The following is a 17,135-nucleotide window of genomic DNA, read 5'->3' as shown; positions in this document are numbered from 1 at the left end:
CGGCCGCATCAATGCAGCCGGCGGGAGCCTTCGTCGTCGAGCAATTCTTCGAGGACCAGGTTGTCGATCTCGGCTTCCTGGCTCCAGAGCACCATCAGGGCGATGATTTTGATCTTGGACAGGGAGATCGGCGTTTCGGGCGAAGCCAGCGCGCGGTCGATGACGATTTCGCGCAGCGGCGCCGGCAGTACGCCGGCCGATTCGAGGAAGGTGATGAAGCCGATCGACTCGGTACCCAACTGCTGGTATTCGGCGTCGGTGTAGATGCGGATGCCGGTGGCCGGCGCGTGGGCAAGCTCGACGCAGCGTTCGGTGGTTTCGGCCAGTCCGTACAGCCAGCCCAGCGCGTCGTCGATGTCTTCATGCTCGAAGCCGGCGGCGGCCAGCCGCTTTGCCAGCACGTCGGCGGCAGGACAGGCTTGCGGCGTGTAGTAATTCTCGAACAGATAAACCAGGATATCGAACATATGGCGCTTCAAGGTGCCCGTTGCACAGTCGGCCCGCAAATCGGCAGACCAGCAAACGTGATTTTACTTTACGCTGAATTGTCACCCTGGGCAACTCGCCGCCCGCACGACACCTTAAGGACGAGTTGCGGTGCATTTCGGCGCCGTACGCGCCAGACCGCTGCAAGTTGGCCGCAACTGCGCGCGGCTCTGTAAAAGGGGACGGTGCGCTGCGCGCGGTCTTCACGTTTTCACTGATGTTGCGCGAGGAGCACGCCGCAAGCCGCGCGCAGGCATTCCTAGAAGCGCTGGGCGATGCTCAGCTTGATGTTGCGGCCCGTGCCCGATACCGCTTCGCCCAGGTAGGGATGGATAAGGCCGGTTGAAGAGGTTGTCGGCGGCCAGGCGCACGTCCAGGCCTTTGACATGCCGGGGTTGCCAGCTTGCGAACAGGCCGTGCAGCGCGTAGCCGGCGGTCTTGGGCAAGGCCCAGTAGCCGGCCAGCGGGTCGCCGTCGGTCGGCGAGCGGTCCTGGCGGCGCACGAATTCGCCGCGCCATCCCAGGACCATGTCCAGGCGCGGCAGTTTCACGCCCAGCATCGCGCGCGCCGAGACCGGCGGGATCTCGGCGATCCAGGTGCGCGGTCCCCATGGATCGCGCGGCGAGGCGTCGCGGTGCCCGCGCATGGCCGAAAGCGACAGGCTGGCGAACATCGCCGGGCTGTCGTAGTAAGTCTCCAGTTCCAGCCCTTCGATGGTGTAGCCGGGCAGGTTGCGGTAGTTGGACAAGGGCTTGGGGCAGTCCGAGGCGGCGCCGCCCTCGGCCTGCCCGCGGCATGCCACGCCACGGCGCTGGAAGATCTCGTGCTTGCCGCGATTGCGAAACAGTGTGGTCCGTATCTGCACGCTGTCGCCGCGCGCCGCGATATCGTTGAAATCCAGTACGGCGCCGGCGCGCAGGCCCACGATGCGCTCGGGCCGCAGCGCCCGGCTGCTGCCCGACACATTGGACTTCGCATATTGCACTTCGTACTGCTCGTCGATGACGGGTGCGCGCCAGGTGCGGCTGGCGTCGGCGAACAGCGCCACGCTTCGCGCCGCCTTCCAGACCACGCCCAGGTGCGGGGTCCAGCCCGCGTACGAGACGCGGCGGTAGTCATGCCCGGCCACGGGGGCGGGGTTGTTGTAGCGGGGCGTGTCGTTCGGCCTGCCGGTATTGGCGACATGGTTGTACCGCACGCCGGGCGTGACGGTAAGGCCGCCGACGGTGACGGCGTCCTGCAGGTACAGGCTGCGCACGGTCTGCGTGCCCGAAGGCATGTAGTGCGGCTGGAAGTACCCGTGGTTGTAATCGGGCTTGCCGCGGCCGGGCGGGTAGTACATGAGCGTGTCGCGGCGATGCCGGTGCCAGCGCAGGCCCGCCAGCAGGACATGCTCGGCCGTGCCCAGGGCCACGTGGCTTTCGTTGCTGAGATCGAACCGGTCGTCGCGGTAGTCGACCCAGCTCTTGTTGCCCAGCGTGCCGAGAAAGGCCGACTGCGACGCCCGGGACGAGCGCCGGTCGCGCTGCCGGGTGTCCGAGCGGGCATAGGCCAGCGTGAGGTTCACCCAGGGATGGGCCGATGGGGCGATGTTCCATTTCGCGCTGTAGTTCTGGTCGAGCTGGTCGCGATGGACCAGCTTGCGCCGCCATGCTTCGGTCAGGCCGTAGCGGTCGATATCGGCCTGCGAAGGTGCGGGAAGATCGTCGCGCTTGGCCGCGAAGGGTTGCCAACCCGCCGCATTCGAACGCATGGCCGACAGGGTGATGGTCTGGGCGTCGTCCGGATAGAGGTTGACCTTGGCGAGCAGCGAGCGCTGGTTGTTGCGCGAGTATGCGAAGCGGGTGCCGTCGGGGCGGCGCAGGTCGCCGCCGTCGCGGCGGTTGGCATACAGCAGGCCGTCGGCCCCGTCGGCGCGGGTGCGGCCGTACAGCGCCACGCTGTAGATGTCCTGGCCGTCGTTCGAATGGCGGCCGTACTTGGCCAGCGCGCCGAAGCGCGCGCCCGGCGGCAACAGGTCGGCCGCATCCTTGGTATCGATCTTGACGGTGCCGCCGAACCCGCCATTGCCGTCGACCAGGTTGTGCGGCCCCTTGTCGACCTCGATGCGCCGGATCAGTTCGGGTTCGATGAAGACCGAGCCCTGGCGGTACTTCTCGAAACCCTTGGGCGCGCCATCGAGGACGATTTTCACGTCTTCGGTATCGCCCATGCCCCAGATGTTCAGGCTTTGCCCGCCGGGGCGCGGCGAGCCGGCCATCGAGATGCCCGGCAGCTGATCGACCAGGGAGGCGAAGTTGTCGGCCTGCGCGCGCTCGATCTCCGGCAGGCGCAGCACGGACCGGGCCGCCGCGACGCTGTCGCCTATGACCTCTTGCGCGGGCAGGGTGACGACGGTTTGTGCCGGCGCGGGCGCGCCGTATGCGCCGGCAGCGCAACCAAGCGACAGGCCGGCAAGCGCGAGCGGTGCGCGCCAAGGTGCGGGGGGACGCGGGGAAGACATGACAGGAATCGCAGGCAGGTGGAAATCCGCTCGATTCTAGGCATGGATAATAATGGTTCTCAGTACACAAGTCCTCGATGCGGCGTTGCGCGGTCCGCATTTGTGGCAGGAAAGCGCGCGGCCGCGTCCAGAATGCACAACCCACCTTGCGGTGGGTTGTGCATTGCGTCGGCGCCCGGAGGGACGCGGCCTGGGGTCAGGCTGCCTTGGCGCCGTTCTCCAGCTTGAGCTGCGCGAGCTGGCGCAGGAATACCGGAATGCAGATGGCCAGGCCGACCAGCCCGCTGGTCAGGCCGGGCAGGATGGTCAACAGGGCGCCCAGCGTGCACACCCAGCGCTCCCAGCTTTTCATCTCGACCAGCATGTAGCGCGAGAAGGCGGCCGACAGCAGCACCAGGCCGACCATGCAGCCCACCAGGGTGGTGAAGAAGTCGTACCAGGTGAAGCCCTGCACCGAGATCAGCAGCGATGGCGAGAACACGAACACGAAGGGCACGATCAGCTTGGTGATGCCCAGGCGGAATGCCGTGTTGCCGGTCTTGAACGGATCGCTGCCCGCCATGCCCGCCGCCGCGTAGGCCGCCAGCGCCACAGGCGGCGTGATGTCGGCCAGGATGCCGAAATAGAACACGAAGAAGTGCGCCGCGATCGGTTGCACGCCCAGTTGCACCAGCGTGGGGGCGGCCACGGCCACCATGATGATGTAGTTGGCCGTGGTGGGAATGCCGCAGCCCATCAGGATGCACACGATGCCGGTCATGACCAGCGCGGCGATCAGCGTCAGGGTCTGCGTGTTGGCGACCACGTCGGGGATGATCGTGCCGACGCCGCCCGCGATGGCCTGGGCGGCCGAGATCACGATGTACGAGATCTTGAAGCCTACACCGGTCAGCGTGACCACACCGATCACCAGGCCCACGGTGCCCGCTGCCGCACCCACCGCCAGCGCGTACTTGGCGCCGGTCTCGAAGGCTTCGTAGAGGTCGCGCAGGCGCAGCCGCTGCATGGGGTTGAGCAGGCCCACCACGATGCAGCCCGTGATGCCGGCAAACGCCGCCAGGTACGGCGTGCGGCCGCTGGCCAGCACGCCGATCAGCATGATCAGGGGCAGCAGCGTCGGCCAGCGCTTCTTGAACGAAGCCTTGAGGGCCGGCATTTCTTCCTCGGTCAGGCCGCGCAGGCCCTCGCGCTTGGCCTCGAAATGCACCTGCATGAACATGCCGAAGAAGTACAGGAAGGCCGGGAAGATGCCCGCGATGGCGATCTGCTGGTACGGGATGCCCAGGAATTCGATCATCAGGAAGGCGGCCGCGCCCATGATGGGCGGCGTGATCTGTCCGCCCGTGCTGGAGGCCGCCTCCACGCCGGCGGCGAAATGGCGCGGATAGCCGATGCGGATCATCGCAGGGATGGTGAGCGAGCCGACCGTCACCGCGTTGGCCACCGACGAGCCCGACAGCATGCCGAACATGGCCGAGCCGAATACCGAGACCTTGGCCGGGCCGCCCGCGTAGCGGCCGGCAATGGTGGAGGCCACGTCCAGGAACAGCTGGCCCAGGCCGATGCGGGTGGCCAGCACGCCGAATAGCACGAAGTGGAACACGTAGGTCGCCACCACGCCCACCGCCACGCCATAGATGCCCTGGCTGGTGAGGTACATGTGGTTGACGATCTGCGGCCAGTTGTTGCCGGCATGCTGCAGCAGGCCCGGGAAGTAGGGGCCGAAGGCCGCATAGGCCAGGAACACCATGGCGATGATGGGCAGGGGCCAGCCCATGGCGCGGCGCGTGCCTTCAAGCAGGCCGACGATCAGGATGGTGCCCATGGCCACGTCCATCGGCAGCGGATTGCCGACGCGGAACGCCAGGTCTTCGAAGATGTACGGGATGTACAGGACGCTGAGCGCCAGCACGATGGCGATGGCCCAGTCGTACAGCGGCACGCCGCCCGGGCGCAGCAGCGTCGATTTCGGCTCGCGCTGGTAGTGCGCCTTGCTGAAGCCGAACACCAGGAAGATGAGGCTGAGCACGAAGGCCAGGTGCACGCCGCGGTGCGTGGCTTCGCGCAGCAGGCCGAAACCGGCCGTGTAGTAGTGGAAGATGGACAGCGTGACCAGCAGGATCGATACGATCCAGGTGGCTGTTTTATCCAGCGGCCGGAAACGGATTTCCGAGTCGTACTTTTCCGTTAGCTGCTGGGTTTTATCGTGATCTATTTGCATAAGCTGCAACTTCTATAGGGTATTGCGCGACCAGGGCTGCCCTGAGGCAGCCCTGGCGGAAAGGCAGCGCGATTGGCGCATTGGAGTCGGGACGCGTGATGCAGGCACGGCGCGTCCAGTTCATTACTTCAGCAGGCCGACTTCTTTGTAGTACTTCTCGGCGCCCGCGTGGAAGGGGATGCCGGCGCCCTTGACGGCGTTTTCCTTGGTGATCAGCTTGCCCTTGGCATGGCCATTGTCCAGCGTCTTGCGGGTGGCGTCGCTGTAGAGCGCCTTGACGATGTCATAGACGGTCTGCTCGGGCAGCTTGGCCGAGGTGACCAGTTGCGCGTTGACCGAGATGGTCTTGACCTCGCCCACGTTCTGGTAGGTGTTGGCGGCGATGGTGTCGGGCGTGAAGAACTCCTGCTGGCTGCGCAGCTTGTCGATTTCCGGGCCGACGATGGGCACCAGCTCGATGCCGGCGCCGCTGGAGGCCAGTTCGGAAATCGCGCCGGCCGGCGCGCCGCCCACGAAGAAGAACGCGTCCAGGCCGCCATCCTTCAACTTGTCGCCGGCCTGGTTGGGCTTGAGGTATTCGGCCTTGATGTCCTTGTCGGTCATGCCGAAGGCGCCGAGGATCAGGCGCACGTCGACCAGCGTGCCCGAGCCGGGTTCGTCCATCGAGACGCGCTTGCCGCGCAGGTCGGCCACCGTCTTGATGCCGGAGCCCTTGCGCGCCACCAGGTGAATGCTTTCGGGATACAGCGTGGCGATCAGGCGCAGGTCCTGGGCCTTGGGCTTGCCGTCGAAGGTGCCGGTGCCGCTGTAAGCCCAATAGGCCACGTCGGATTGCGTGAAGCCCGCTTCGAGCGAGCCGCCCAGGATGCCGTTGATGTTGGCAACCGAACCGTTGGACGCGACGGCGGTGGCGATCAGCTTGCCGGGCTGGGAGATCGAGTTGGCGATCATGCCGCCGACGGGATAGTACGTGCCGGCGGTGCCGCCGGTGCCGATACGGAAGAACTGTTGCGCGTTGGCCGAGGTAGCGGCGCCGGCGACAGCCAAGGCGAGGGTCAGGGTTTTGATCCAGCTTTTCATAGACATGAGGGCTTCTCCAGTGAAAAAGGGCGAGCCTTGCGGTACAACCCTTTATAGGTTCGGGATTTTGTCATGCACAAAAGCGTTAGCCAATATCCGGAGGGGTATCGTTTACCTGGGGGTAAACCCGGCCTCGGGTTATGGCTACCCCTGCCCAGGTTATGACTTGCCGTGCGCGGCGCAGCCGTCGAAACGAATACGAACAAGGAAACTCGCTGTGAATGCTTCCGTGGCTCCAATACTGCCGCCGGCCGCCCGCGCCGGGCAGGCCCTGCGCGATGTCGATACGCCCAGCCTGGCGCTGGATCTTGCGGCGTTCGAGCGCAATCTGCGCGTCATGCAGGATTGGGCCGAGCGCCATGGCGTGGCGCTGCGGCCCCACGCCAAGGCGCACAAGTGCCCGGAGGTGGCCTTGCGCCAGCTTGCGCTGGGCGCGCGCGGCATCTGCTGCCAGAAGGTGAGCGAGGCGCTGCCGTTCGTCGCGGCTGGCGTGCGCGATATCCACATCAGCAACGAGGTGGTCGGCCTCGCGAAGCTGGCCTTGCTGGGCGAGCTGGCGCGCCAGGCCGACATCAGCGTATGCGTGGACCATCCCGACAACCTGGAGGCGCTGGCGCAAGCCATGGAGCGCGCGGGGGCGCGGATGACGGTGCTGGTCGAGGTGGACGTGGGCCAGGGACGCTGCGGGGTGACCGACCCGCAGGTGGTGCTGGCGCTGGCGCGGCGCGCCGACGCGGCGGCGGGCTTGCGCTTTGGCGGCCTGCAGGCGTATCACGGCTCGGTGCAGCACATGCGTACGCAGGCCGATCGCGCCGCGGTCTGTGCCGAGGTGGCGCGCGCCGCGGCGGCGCATGCCGGCCGACGCCCTGCGCGCCGCCGGCCTCGCGTGTCCGACCATCACGGGCTCGGGCACGGGCAGCGCGCAGTTCGATGCCGCCAGCGGCGTATTCACGGAGTTGCAGGCGGGCTCATACCCGTTCATGGACGCCGACTATGGCGACAACGAATGGGCCGAGACGCTGCGCTTCGAACCAAGCCTGTATGTATTGAGCACGGTGATGAGCACGCCGGCTGCCGGCCGCGTCGTGCTCGATGCGGGGCTGAAGTCCAGCACCGCGGAATGCGGCCCGCCGCGGGTGGCGGGCCGTGCCGGCCTGACTTATCTCGCCGCCAACGACGAGCACGGCGTGGCGCGGGTGGAGCCCGGCGCGTCCGCGCCGGCGCTGGGCGAGATGGTGCGGCTGGTGCCGTCGCACGTGGATCCAACCTTCAATCTGCACGACAGCCTGGTGGTGTTTCGTGACGATGTCGTGGTCGACCTCTGGCCGATCGCCGCACGCGGCCTGAGCCGTTAGGCACAGGCCGCGCCGCTTCCGGTCAGTCGACCTGCGCGCCCGAGCGGCGTACCGCGTCGCCCCATTTCTGGACTTCGGCGGCGATGAACTGGCTGGTCGCCTGCGGGGTGGTCGGCATGGGTTCGGCGCCGCGCTCGCGCAGGAACCTGGCGAGTTCGGCGCTGCCCAGCGCCTGGCCGATATGGCGGCTGAGCAGCTCGGTGACGGCCGGCGGCGTGCCCGCCGGGGCCAGCACGGCGGCCCATCCGATGGCTTCGAAGCCCGGATAGCCCGATTCGGCCACCGTCGGCACGTCGGGCAGCTGCGCCAGCCGGCTGGCGGTGGTGACCGCCAGCGGCACGGCCTTGCCGGTCTTGATGTGCGGCAGGCCGGCGGTGACCGAATCCACCATCAACGGCACCTGGTGGCCCAGGAAATCGGCCTGCGCCGGGCCGCTGCCCTTGTACGGGATATGGCGGATGTCGATGTCCGCGGCGGCCTTGAACATCTCGGCCGACAGGTGCTGGGTGCCGCCGATGCCGGCGCTGGCGTAGGCCAGTTCGCCGGGATGCGCGCGGGCTTGCGTCACCAGTTTCTGCAGGCTGTCGATGCCCGAGGCGGGCGTGGCCAGGAATACCAGCGGCACGGAGAACACGCCCGAGACTGGCGCGAAGTCCTTGGTGAGGCTGTAGTTGATGTTCTTGTACAGCGTCTGGTTGACCGCTGCGGCGCTGCCGGCAACGACCAGGGTGTAGCCATCCGGGGTGGCGCGGGCGGCCTCGCCCATGCCGATATTGCTGCCGGCGCCGGCGCGGTTCTCGACCACGATGGGCTGTTTGAGGTCGGCGCCCAGTTTCTCGGCCAGCGCGCGGGCGAAGATGTCGGTGGCCTGGCCGGGCGGGAACGGCACGAGCATGCGGATCGGACGCTCGGGATAGTCGGCGTGGGCGGCGAAGCTGGCGGCGGCCAGGGCAAGACCGGCGCACAGGCCGGCGAAAACGCGATTCATGTTGACTGCTCGAAAGACGGTTGAACGGGGCGGGCGCAAGGGTCGGAGCCCGCCGGCCGGCATGCGGGGCGGGCCTTTTGGGCCGTCCCGAAGCCGAGGAAGGGGTTGCCGTCACGATAGCATTGTCCGGTCGGTGCTAAATTTCGGGTTTCGCCCTCCCTTCTTCCCTGTTTTTTCTTACCAGCAGGAACCGCCATGGAATTCAGCCAGTTCAAAGTCAACGCCCTCATGGAGATCACCGCCTGCCCGGACCTGGTGTTCGTGCGAGGTCAGGGTTCCTGGCTGGAGGACCATGCCGGCAAGCGATATCTCGATTTCGTGCAAGGCTGGGCCGTCAACACGCTGGGCCATTGCGCGCCCGAGATGAAGCGCGCGCTGGCCGAGCAGGCCGACAAGCTGATGAACCCGTCGCCGGCGTTCTACAACCTGCCGTCGATCGAACTGGCGCAGCGCCTGACCTCGGCATCGTGTTTCGACCGCGTGTTCTTCGCCAACAGCGGCGCGGAGGCCAACGAAGGCGCCATCAAGCTGGCGCGCAAATGGGGGCGCGTGAACCGTAACGGTGCCTACAAGATCATCACCATGAACCACGGTTTCCATGGCCGCACGCTGGCCACCATGTCGGCCTCGGGCAAGCCGGGCTGGGACACGATGTTCGCGCCGCAGGTGGAGGGCTTTCCCAAGGCCGAGATCAATGATCTCGACTCGGTGCGCGCCCTGATCGACGCGCAGACGGTGGCCGTGATGCTCGAGCCCGTGCAGGGCGAGGCCGGCGTGATTCCGGCCACGCGCGAGTTCATGCAGGGCCTGCGCAAGCTGGCCGACGAGCACGGCATCCTGTTCATCGTCGACGAAGTGCAGACCGGCATGGGCCGCACCGGCTCGCTGTTCGCGTACCAGCAATTCGACGTGATCCCCGACATCATGACGCTGGCCAAGGGCATCGGCGGCGGCATTCCGCTGGCCGCCCTGCTGGCGCGCGAGGAGGTCTGCGTGTTCGCGCACGGCGACCAGGGCGGCACCTACAACGGCAACCCCTTGTGCGCGGCGGTCGGCGTGGCGGTGTTCGACACCATCACCGCGCCGGGCTTCATGGAGGCGGCGCAGGCGCGCACGCGCCAGTTGTCCGAAGGCCTGCTGGCGCTGTCGGCCAAGCGCGGCCTGCGCGGCGAGCGCGGCATGGGTCTGCTGCGCGCCCTGGTGCTGGACCGCGACGACGCCCCGGCCATCGTCGAGGCCGCGCGCATGCTGGCGCCGGAGGGCCTGCTGCTGAACGCGCCGCGCGGCAATCTGCTGCGCTTCATGCCGGCGCTGAACGTGACCGAAGCCGACATGGCCCGCATGCTCGAGCAGCTCGACGGCGTGATCGCCGCCGTGCGCAAGTAAGGACGGGACCGGCATGGCGATGCAGGACTTCCGTCCCGGCGTCTACCGCCACTACAAGGGCGATCATTACCTGGCCCTGGGGCTGGCGCGCGCCGACGAAACGGACGAGGTGGTGGTGGTGTACACCCGGCTGTACGCGCGCGCCGGCCTGCCGATGAGCACGCGCCTGCTGCGCATCTGGAACGAGACCGTGGACACCGGCGCCGGCCCGCAGCCGCGCTTTGCCTACGTGGGCCACGTCACGCCGGAGCAAGGCTGACCCGACGCCGGGCCGCGCCCGGCGTCATTCACTTCACTTCACTTCGATCAGCGCGGCGCCTTCGCCGACCTGGTCGCCCACGGCATAGAACAGGCCGGCGACTTCGCCGGCGGCCGGCGCCGTGATGGTGTGCTCCATTTTCATGGCCTCCATCACCAGCAGCGCCTGGCCCTTCTCGACCTTATCGCCCACGGCGACCGCGATCGAGATGATCTTGCCGGGCATGGGTGCGGTCAGGCCGCCGCCATGGCCCTCGGCATCGTCCTGGGCATGCGCCAGGGCATCGTACAGGTCCAGGATATGGGTGGCGCCGTCGTGGAACACATAGGCCTTGCCGGCATGCAGGACCACGGTGCCGGCGCTTTCCCGGCCATCCAGCGTGATGCGCAGGCCGTAGCTGAGCTGGGGGTTGGCGCTGGGCTGGGCACGCCAGGAGAAGGCCTGGCCGGCCGCGGGCGCGGCGCCGATGCGCCATTGCCCGCCCTCGCGCGTGATCTCGATGTCGCGCCGTTCGCCGTTGTCGACCCAGCACAGGGTCTGCCGGTAGCGGCCGCCCAGCCGCCAGCCGTCGCGCGCGTCCCAGGGGTCGGCCGCCTTGCCGACCTCGCCTTGCGGCTGGGCCAGGCCCTGGCGCACCAGCACGGCGGCGCTGGCCAGGGCCAGCACGTCGGCGCCGGCCGGTTGCGGTTCGGGCAGCAGCGTGGCGCGGCGGCGTTCGATCAGGCCGGTATCGAGGTCGGCCGTGGCGAAGGCCTCGTCGCGCATCAGGCGGCCCAGGAAGGCGGCGTTTGTCTGCACGCCGACGGCCTGGGTGTGCGCCAGCGCCTGGATCATGCGCGCGCGCGCCTGCTCGCGGTCGGCGCCATGGACGATCAGCTTGGCGATCATGGGGTCGTAATAGGGCGTGATCGTGTCGCCCATGCGCACGCCGCCGTCGACGCGCACCTCGCCGTTGGCGAAGGCCGTGTGCGCGGGCAGGCCCAGGTAGGCCAGCGTGCCGATCGACGGCAGGAAGCCCTTTTCCGGGTTCTCGGCGTAGATGCGCGCCTCGATGGCGTGGCCGTCCAGGCGCAGTTCGTCCTGGGCGGCCGGCAGCGGCTGGCCGGCGGCCACGCGCAATTGCCATTCGACCAGGTCATGGCCGGTGATCATTTCGGTGACCGGGTGCTCCACCTGCAGCCGTGTATTCATTTCCATGAAGTAGAAGCGGCCGTCGGGTTCGGCGATGAACTCGACGGTGCCCGCGCCTACGTAGCCCACCGCGCGCGCCGCCGCCACCGCCGCCTCGCCCATGGCGCGGCGGCGTTCCGGCGTCATGCCCGGCGCGGGCGCTTCCTCGATGACTTTCTGGTGGCGCCGCTGCACGGAACAGTCGCGTTCGAACAGGTAGACGCAATTGCCGTGGCTGTCGGCGAACACCTGGATTTCGATGTGGCGAGGCTTCTGCAGGTAGCGCTCGATGAGCACGCGGTCATCGCCGAAGCTGGCGCTGGCTTCACGCTGGCACGAGGCCAGCGCGTCGGCGAAGGCGGCGCTCTCCTCGACCACGCGCATGCCCTTGCCGCCGCCGCCGGCGCTGGCCTTGATCAGTACCGGGTAGCCGATGGCGTCGGCCTGCTGCCGGAGGAACTGCGGATCCTGGTCCTCGCCATGGTAGCCGGGCACCAGCGGCACGCCGGCGCGCTCCATCAGCGCCTTGGCGGCCGATTTGCTGCCCATGGCGGCGATCGCGCCGGCCGGCGGGCCGACGAACACCATGCCGGCCTGCGCCACGGCTTCGGCAAAGCCTTCGTTTTCGGACAGGAAGCCGTAGCCGGGGTGGATGGCTTGCGCGCCGGTGTCGCGCGCGGCCTGCAGGATGGCATCGGCGCGCAGGTAGCTGGCGCGCGGCTCGGCGCCGCCGATATGCACGGCGACATCGCAGGCGGCCACATGGCGCGCGTTGGCGTCGGCATCCGAATAGACGGCGACGGTGCGAAGGCCCATGCGGCGGGCGGTGGCGGCGACGCGGCAGGCGATTTCGCCGCGGTTGGCAATCAGCAGGGTGGAGAACACGATGGCTCCTTGGTGGCGCGGCGCCGTGGCGTGGCGCCGCGGCGGATTACATGCGGAAAACGCCGAAGCGCGTGTCTTCGATCGGCGCGTTCAGGGCCGCCGACAGCGCCAGGCCCAGCACGCGGCGGGTATCGGCCGGCGCGATGATGCCGTCGTCCCAAAGCCGCGCGGTGGCATAGTAGGGATGGCCCTCGCGCTCGTACTGCTCGCGGATCGGCTGCTTGAAGGCGTCTTCCTCGGCGCCGCTCCATTGCGCGCCGCGCGCCTCGATGCCGTCGCGCTTGACGGTGGCCAGCACGCTGGCGGCCTGTTCGCCGCCCATCACGGATATGCGCGCGTTGGGCCACATGAACAGCATGCGCGGTGAATAGGCGCGCCCGCACATGCCGTAGTTGCCGGCCCCGAACGAGCCGCCGATGAGTATCGTGAACTTGGGAACGGCGGCGGTGGCCACGGCGGTCACCATCTTGGCGCCGTGGCGCGCGATGCCTTCGTTTTCGTACTTGCGGCCCACCATGAAGCCGGTGATGTTCTGCAGGAAGACCAGGGGGATCTTGCGCTGCGCGCACAGCTCGATGAAGTGCGCGCCCTTTTGCGCCGATTCCGAGAACAGAATGCCGTTGTTGGCGACGATGCCCACCGGCATGCCATGGATATGGGCAAAGCCGGTGACCAGGGTGGTGCCGTAGCGCGCCTTGAATTCGTCGAATTCCGAGCCGTCGACGATGCGCGCGATGACTTCGCGCACGTCGTAGGGCTTGCGCGTGTCGGCCGGAATGATGCCGTTGAGTTCGCTGGCGTCGTAGCGCGGTTCGCGCACCGGCGCCAGCGCCAGCGCAGCCGGCTTGGCGCGGTTCAGGCGGGCCACGGCGTTGCGCGCCAGCTGCAGCGCGTGCATGTCGTTGGCGGCGAGGTGATCGACCACGCCGGACAGGCGCGTGTGCACGTCGCCGCCGCCGAGGTCTTCGGCGCTGACCTCCTCGCCCGTGGCCGCTTTCACCAGGGGCGGTCCGCCCAGGAAAATGGTGCCCTGGTCGCGCACGATGATGGATTCGTCGCACATGGCGGGCACGTACGCGCCGCCGGCGGTGCACGATCCCATCACCACCGCGATCTGCGCGATGCCCTGCGACGACATGACGGCCTGGTTGTAGAAGATGCGGCCGAAGTGATCGCGGTCGGGGAACACCTCGTCCTGGCGCGGCAGGTTGGCGCCGCCCGAATCGACCAGGTAGACGCACGGCAGCCGGTTCTGCGCGGCGATCTCCTGGGCGCGCAAATGCTTCTTGACCGTCATCGGGTAGTACGTGCCGCCCTTGACGGTGGCGTCGTTGCACACGATGACGCATTCGGTGCCGGCGATGCGGCCGACGCCCGTGATCATGCCGGCGCCTGGCGCTTCGTCGCCATACATGCCGTGCGCGGCCATGGGCGAGAGCTCCAGGAACGGGCTGCCCGGGTCGACCAGTTGTTCGACGCGTTCGCGCGGCAGCAATTTGCCGCGTCCCACGTGCTTGGCGCGCGCGGTTTCGCTGCCGCCTTGCGCCGTCCGGGCCAGCTTCTGGTTCAGGTCGTCGAGCTGCGCCTGCATGGCGCGCGCATTGTCGGCGTAGTCCTGCGACCGCGTATCGATGCGGGATTCGATGATAGGCATGGGCGTACCCGTGGGGCGTTGATGGAGGCGGCGGATTCTTGCCGTGGGCGAGGCCGCGGCCCCGCCGGCCTGCCGGCGAACCGGCAGGCCCGGGGGCGGTTTACAGCATTTCGATGGCCATCGCGACGGCTTCGCCGCCGCCGATGCACAGCGTGGCCACGCCGCGCTTGCCGCCGGTCTTGCGCAGCGCGCCGACCAGCGTGGCCATCAGGCGCGCACCCGATGCGCCGATGGGATGGCCCAGCGCGGTCGCGCCGCCATGCACGTTGACCTTGTCGTGCGGCAGGTCGAAGTCCTTCATGGCCGCCATGGTGACCACGGCGAAGGCTTCGTTGATCTCGTACAGATCCACGTCGCTGGCTTGCCAGCCGGTTTTCTTGAACAGGTTCTTCAGCGCGCCGACCGGGGCGGTGGTGAACCAGTTCGGCTCCTGCGCATGCTGGGCATGGGCGACGATGCGGGCCAGCGGCTTGACGCCCAGTTTCTCGGCGGTGGAGGCGCGCATCAGCACCATGGCCGCGGCGCCGTCGGAGATCGACGACGAGTTGGCGGCGGTGACGGTGCCATCCTTCTTGAAAGCCGGCTTGAGCGTCGGGATCTTCTCGGGCATGGCCTTGGTGGGCGCCTCGTCGGTATCGATCACCGTATCGCCCTTGCGGCCGGCCACGGTTACCGGCGTGATCTCCCACTTGAAGCTGCCATCCTCGCTGGCGGCGCGCGCGCGGCGCAGCGATTCGAGCGAGAAGGCGTCCTGCTGCTCGCGCGTGAAGCTGTACTTGGTGGCGCAGTCCTCGGCGAATACGCCCATCGCCTTGCCGCGGTCATAGGCGTCTTCCAGGCCGTCCAGGGCCATGTGGTCGTACACCGTGTTGTGGCCGTAGCGGTAGCCCTGGCGGCCCTTGAGCAGCAGGTAGGGCGCGTTGCTCATGCTTTCCTGGCCGCCGGCGACCACGACGTCGACCGAGCCCGCGGTCAGCAGGTCGTGGCCGAACATGGCGGCCTTCAGGCCCGAGCCGCACACCTTGTGGATCGTGGTGCAGCCCACGCCCAGCGGCAGGCCGGCGCCGAGCGCGGCCTGGCGGGCGGGCGCCTGGCCCTGGCCGGCCTGCAGCACGTTGCCCATGATGACTTCATCGACCTGTTCGGGCTTGATGCCGGCGCGCTCGATGGCCGCCTTGATGGCGGCCGAGCCCAGCTCGTGGGCGGCCAGGCCGGACAGGCTGCCCAGCATGCCGCCCATGGGCGTGCGGGCGACGGAAACGATAACAATGGGATCGGACATGACTTGCTCCTAGAAATCGGGACAGGGTGTGGCGCTATGCGGCCGCGCGCGGAGGTGGCGCGGCCTGGGGGTGCAACCGCCTGTCGGTATCGTAAGGGAAAAACTCTTCAATCCGGCCTTGCGCCACGCGCGCGCGGCAGGCCTGCCACCACTGGGGCGCCAGCAGATCGGCGTGATGTCGCAGGAAGGCCTGGCGCACGCGCGGATCGCCCAGCAGGAAGCGGCCGAACTCCTCGGGAAAGACATCATTGGGGCCCACCGCGTACCAAGGTTCGCTGGAAAGCTCGGCTTCTTCGTTGGGCGCCGGCGGAATGGCGCGGAAATTCATCTCCGTCATGCGCTGGATTTCGTCGTAGTCGTAGAACACGACCCGGCCCAGGCGGGTGACGCCGAAGTTCTTGTACAGCATGTCGCCCGGGAAGATATTGGCCGTGGCGAGCTGGCGGATGGCGTCGCCGTACTCGCGCACGGCGACCTCGAGCAGCGGGTCGCTGGCGTGGCGCAGGTAGAGGTTCAGCGGCATCATGCGCCGCTCGATGTAGACATGCCGGATCACCACCGTATCGCCGTTTTCCTCGATCAGGCTGGGGACCAGCCGGCGCAGTTCTTCCAGCAACCGGGGGGCGAAGCGGCTGCGCGGCAGTGCGACCTGAGAATATTCCCAGGTATCGGCCATGCGTCCGACGCGATCGTGCAGCTTGACCATCTGATACTTGCGCCGCACCGTGGCGTGGTCCATGCCGTCCTTGTCGATGCGGTCCTTGATCAGCTTGAAGACGTACGGATAGGACGGCAACGTGAACACGCACATCACCATGCCGCGGATGCCCGGGGCGATGTCGAAGGCGTCGCGCGAATGCGTCAGGTGGTGCAGGAAGTCGCGGTAGAACAGGGTCTTGCCCTGCTTCTGCAGGCCAAGCATGGTGTAGAGCTCGGCCTTGGGCTTGCGCGGCAGCAGGCTGGCCAGGAAATTGACCACGGCTGCCGGCGTTTCCATGTCCACCAGGAAATACGCCCGCGTGAAGCTGAACAGCGTACTGAGGTCGTCGGTGCCCAGCAGCAGCGCATCCAGGCACACCTGCCCGGCCGGGTTGCGGCGCAGGGCGACAGCGAACGGGTAGACCGTGCCCTGGTTGATGAGGCGGCCGACGATGTAGGCGCCGGTATTGCGGAAGAACAGCGAGCCCAGCACCTGGATCTGGCAGTCCGAGGCCAGCCGCGGGCCGGCGTCGCGCGGCAGGTCGGCGTACGGCACGGCCAGGCCGAAGTCCGCGACCATGCGGATCAGGCTCTTGTGCAGGCCTTCGGCCACCGGATAGTAGACCCGGTACGACGGGATGCGGCTGTCCAGGTAATCGGTCGCGATGGCTGGCCGCACGAACAGGAAATCGTTGTGGAAGTAGTCGCGGTGCAGGATGCGGCACGAGACCGAATTGAAGAACGTCTCGGCGCATTCGGGCTGGCGATGGTCGGCCAGCAGCCCCACGAACTCCTGCTTGACCGCCTGCCAGAACGCCGTCTGCGCTTCGCTCAGCGCCGCGCTGCCATTGGCGCGCGAGCCATCGGCCGTGCGCGCGTCGGAGCCGCGCAGCGCGCTGTCGAGTTGCGTGGCGCATTCGCGCACGCGCATGTCGTAGTACTCGATGCGTTCGCGCGACAGGCGTTGCATGCCATGCCAGTCGCCCGATTCGAACAGCGACTTGGCGCGCTGCGCGCTGTAGCGAAACAGCGCATAGTGGCGATCGAAGCCGGCCAGGATCAGGTGCGCGACATCCAGCGGAGCGGGTCCCGCGACCGGCGCCGGTTCGATGCGTTGGACATCGCCGCTGTAGATCATGGCTGGCTCGTGCTATTGCTTGCGGGCA

General features: G+C 67.8%; 10 protein-coding genes and 2 pseudogenes. 3 read left to right on the top strand and 9 right to left on the bottom strand.

Annotated features, from left to right (window positions below):
- Positions 1–8: 8 nt before the first annotated feature.
- The 4 genes and pseudogenes from LK409_RS20095 to LK409_RS20080 all read right to left on the bottom strand — a co-directional run bounded on the left by LK409_RS20095 (position 9) and on the right by LK409_RS20080 (position 6,297).
- The gene (locus LK409_RS20095) at positions 9–467 is read right to left on the bottom strand and encodes a DUF494 family protein (protein ID WP_003815964.1); all 459 of its coding nucleotides are present in this window, start codon (positions 465–467) and stop codon (positions 9–11) included.
- A 278-nt stretch (positions 468–745) separates the two neighbouring features.
- Positions 746–2,990 (bottom strand): annotated as a pseudogene (locus LK409_RS20090) (TonB-dependent hemoglobin/transferrin/lactoferrin family receptor).
- A gap of 196 nt (positions 2,991–3,186) precedes the next feature.
- On the bottom strand, positions 3,187–5,211 hold the full coding sequence (locus LK409_RS20085) for a TRAP transporter permease (RefSeq protein WP_003815961.1): 2,025 nt from the start codon (positions 5,209–5,211) through the stop codon (positions 3,187–3,189).
- Positions 5,212–5,334: 123 nt separating this feature from the next.
- Positions 5,335–6,297 carry a TAXI family TRAP transporter solute-binding subunit gene (locus LK409_RS20080; protein WP_003815960.1) on the bottom strand — a complete coding sequence of 321 codons (963 nt, stop codon included), beginning with the start codon at positions 6,295–6,297 and terminating at the stop codon, positions 5,335–5,337.
- 331 nt (positions 6,298–6,628) lie between these two features.
- Between LK409_RS20080 and LK409_RS20075 the strand changes: the two are divergent.
- A pseudogene (locus LK409_RS20075) lies at positions 6,629–7,646 on the top strand (DSD1 family PLP-dependent enzyme).
- A 22-nt stretch (positions 7,647–7,668) separates the two neighbouring features.
- Here the strand turns inward: LK409_RS20075 and LK409_RS20070 are convergent.
- Positions 7,669–8,634: a Bug family tripartite tricarboxylate transporter substrate binding protein gene (locus LK409_RS20070; RefSeq protein ID WP_010927246.1), complete on the bottom strand. Its 966-nt coding sequence runs from the start codon at positions 8,632–8,634 to the stop codon at positions 7,669–7,671.
- 195 nt (positions 8,635–8,829) lie between these two features.
- Between LK409_RS20070 and LK409_RS20065 the strand changes: the two genes are divergently transcribed.
- Together LK409_RS20065 and LK409_RS20060 are read left to right on the top strand one after the other, a co-directional pair.
- A complete protein-coding gene (locus LK409_RS20065) occupies positions 8,830–10,020 on the top strand; it encodes an acetylornithine transaminase (RefSeq protein WP_010929533.1) in 1,191 nt (396 codons plus the stop codon).
- A 13-nt stretch (positions 10,021–10,033) separates the two neighbouring features.
- The gene (locus LK409_RS20060) at positions 10,034–10,279 is read left to right on the top strand and encodes a DUF1653 domain-containing protein (protein ID WP_003815955.1); all 246 of its coding nucleotides are present in this window, start codon (positions 10,034–10,036) and stop codon (positions 10,277–10,279) included.
- Positions 10,280–10,312: 33 nt separating this feature from the next.
- Here LK409_RS20060 and LK409_RS20055 read toward each other — a convergent pair whose 3' ends face one another.
- The 4 genes from LK409_RS20055 to aceK form a co-directional block, all read right to left on the bottom strand.
- Positions 10,313–12,334 (bottom strand): acetyl/propionyl/methylcrotonyl-CoA carboxylase subunit alpha, encoded by a 2,022-nt coding sequence (locus LK409_RS20055; RefSeq protein WP_010929532.1) that lies wholly within the window; start codon positions 12,332–12,334, stop codon positions 10,313–10,315.
- A 46-nt stretch (positions 12,335–12,380) separates the two neighbouring features.
- A complete protein-coding gene (locus LK409_RS20050; protein ID WP_010929531.1) occupies positions 12,381–13,988 on the bottom strand; it encodes a carboxyl transferase domain-containing protein in 1,608 nt (535 codons plus the stop codon).
- Positions 13,989–14,088: 100 nt separating this feature from the next.
- Positions 14,089–15,270, bottom strand: coding sequence for an acetyl-CoA C-acetyltransferase (locus LK409_RS20045; RefSeq protein WP_003818204.1), 1,182 nt, complete (start codon positions 15,268–15,270; stop codon positions 14,089–14,091).
- A 34-nt stretch (positions 15,271–15,304) separates the two neighbouring features.
- On the bottom strand, positions 15,305–17,107 hold the full coding sequence (gene aceK, locus LK409_RS20040) for a bifunctional isocitrate dehydrogenase kinase/phosphatase (protein WP_010929530.1): 1,803 nt from the start codon (positions 17,105–17,107) through the stop codon (positions 15,305–15,307).
- Between the last annotated feature and the right edge of the window lie 28 nt (positions 17,108–17,135).

The organism is Bordetella parapertussis (assembly GCF_020735925.1).
Classification (GTDB): Bacteria; Pseudomonadota; Gammaproteobacteria; order Burkholderiales; family Burkholderiaceae_B; genus Bordetella; species Bordetella pertussis.
Note: the sequence above shows the minus strand (reverse complement) of the source record. Positions and strands in the feature narration are given on the sequence as shown.